We start from the raw sequence: 2,341 nt of genomic DNA on the forward strand, positions 1-2,341 counted from the left end.
CTCGCCGTTATCGAGCTTGACCGATTTCTTGGCCGGGTCGATTGCGGTAACCCTTTTACCGAGCATTGCGGTTACCCCGTTTTTCTCATAAAAGCCGGGGTCGCGATAGCCCATCATGTCCTCTTTTACCTGGCCGGCGAGGTACTCAGAGATCAGCGGGCGCGAATAAACCGAATACGGTTCATCCGAAATAACGGTTATCCTGATTTCTTTATCTACTTTGCGTATGGCCTCGATGGCGCCGACCGCCGCCACCGAATTGCCGATAATTACGTAGCTCACTTTATCTCCTACCTCTCCTCATAAACTAACGCCTCGTTCGGACACATCTCAACGCAGGCGGGTGTTTCACGGTCCGGGCACAAATCGCACTTGGCGATTTTTCTTCTTTCAAGGTCGCGCTGCGGCGCCCCGTGCGGGCAGACCAGCACGCACGTCCAGCATCCGACGCATTTCGCCTCGTCATGGACAACCCTTCCGCTTTCGTCCTTGGTGAGAGCGCCCGTAATGCACGCCTCTACGCACGCCGGCTCATCACAATGACGGCACTGCAAGGCGAACGAGACAGGCCGTAACTCTTCGACCAACACGCGCGCCATCGGCCTCGGAAACTCTTTCTTGTGCGCCTTAATTATATTTTTGGACTTGGAATGCTCCGTGCGACAATACACCTCGCACAAACGGCATCCTATACAAACCTCTTCCTTCGCGTAAACCCTTTTCATCTAATCCTCCACCTTTATGCCATCGGCGATCCGGCAACCTGGATTCCGAGAACATCCATCTCTTCTTTGCTGAGAGCAATGCCTCTCAAGTGCAGCCTGTTACCGCGCAGCGACTCGATTGCGTTAATGCCCATACCACCGAGCATCTCGGATACCTCGTGCGACCAGCCGCGTACCAGGTTGTACAGGCGCTGTGCCGCGATTTCCGGGTTAAGACGCTTCTCGAGATGCGGGTCTTGCGTCGCGATACCCCAGTTACACTTGCCCGTGTAGCACTTCTGGCAGACGTGGCATCCCATCGCGACCAGTGCCGCCGTGCCGATATAGACGGCGTCGGCTCCGAGTGCGATGGCCTTGATGACATCGGCCGAGTTCCTGAAACCGCCCGCCGCTATGACGGATGCCTTGTTGCGGATTCCTTCCTCGCGAAGCCTCGTATCCACCGCAGCGATTGCAAGCTCGATCGGGATACCGACGTTGTCGCGGATCATCGTAGGCGCCGCGCCTGTACCGCCACGGAAGCCGTCGATTGCGATAATATCGGCGCCCGCGCGGGCGATACCGCTGGCGATAGCCGCCACGTTATGAACGGCCGATATCTTAACCGATATCGGTTTTGTATATTCGGTCGCCTCTTTGAGGCTGTAGATAAGCTGGCTCAGGTCCTCGATCGAGTAAATATCATGGTGAGGGGCCGGCGATAAAGCGTCCGAGCCGACCGGAATCATTCGGGTCTCGCTCACCCGGCGGCCGACTTTCTCGCCCGGCAGATGGCCGCCGATACCCGGCTTGGCTCCCTGCCCGATTTTGATCTCGATCGCCGCAGCGGCATCGAGGTACTCGCTGTGAACGCCAAACCGACCGGACGCGACCTGCACGATCGTGTTCGGTCCGTACTGATAAAGGCTCTTGCTGAGACCGCCCTCACCGGTGTTCCAGTAAGTGCCTAGCTCTTTGGAAGCCATCGCAAGCGCGACGGTCGCGTTGTGGCTGATGGCGCCGAACGACATTGCCGAGAACAGAATCGGCGTCTTCATCACCAGGTTTGGTGCGATTTTGGTCTCGATGACCGGCTCGCCGTTAACCATCTTAATCTGAACGTTGTCCGGCTTGCTCCCCAAATATGTGCGAAGCTCCATCGGCTCACGCAACGGGTCGATTGATGGGTTCGTGACCTGGCTTGCGTTAAGCAGGATGTGATCCCAGTAAATCGGATACGGTTTTGGGTTACCCATACCGGTTAGAAGCACTCCGCCGGTCTCCGCCTGTTTCCAGATGTATTTCTGGGTCTCGGCGGTCCAGTTGGCGTTATCTTTAACAAACGGCTTATTGTCTCTTATATAGAGTGCGTTGGTCGGGCAAAGGCTCACGCAGCGCTGGCACGCGACACACTTCTCGTCCTCGCTGTAGACCTCGCCCTCCTCGTCAAACTTATGCGCTTCAAACGCACACTGGCGGACGCACACTCCGCAATTAATGCACTTGTCCTTGTCCCGCTCTATTATTACTTCGGGTAGCTGGTATGTCTTCATTTAAGCCACCGTCTCCTTAACCTTAGCCTTAGCCTTAACCTTTGCCTTGCTGTTATTGTTAACCGGATTTTTAAGCCGGCCGAT

At 56.0% G+C, this 2,341-nt stretch carries 3 protein-coding genes; all 3 read right to left on the reverse strand.

The genetic code is table 11. The features are described 5' to 3' along the window. The coding region (locus tag COY37_RS04770) for an FAD-dependent oxidoreductase (RefSeq protein ID WP_286976456.1) at positions 1–282 on the reverse strand (282 nt) is incomplete at its 3' end. An 8-nt stretch (positions 283–290) separates the two neighbouring features. Continuing rightward, positions 291–725 (reverse strand): 4Fe-4S dicluster domain-containing protein, encoded by a 435-nt coding sequence (locus COY37_RS04775; protein WP_286677529.1) that lies wholly within the window; start codon positions 723–725, stop codon positions 291–293. A gap of 14 nt (positions 726–739) precedes the next feature. Continuing rightward, positions 740–2,257 (reverse strand): glutamate synthase-related protein, encoded by a 1,518-nt coding sequence (locus COY37_RS04780; RefSeq protein WP_286677528.1) that lies wholly within the window; start codon positions 2,255–2,257, stop codon positions 740–742. Positions 2,258–2,341: the final 84 nt, after the last annotated feature.

This window comes from Candidatus Aquicultor secundus (genome assembly GCF_002791875.1).
Lineage (GTDB): Bacteria > Actinomycetota > Aquicultoria > Aquicultorales > Aquicultoraceae > Aquicultor_A > Aquicultor_A secundus.

What these genes read in the sequence shown, in the direction of transcription:
- COY37_RS04775 (WP_286677529.1), bottom strand. Translation starts at nt 725, where the DNA reads ATGAAAAGGGTTTACGCGAAGGAAGAGGTTTGTATAGGATGCCGTTTG.
- COY37_RS04780 (WP_286677528.1), bottom strand. Translation starts at nt 2,257, where the DNA reads ATGAAGACATACCAGCTACCCGAAGTAATAATAGAGCGGGACAAGGAC.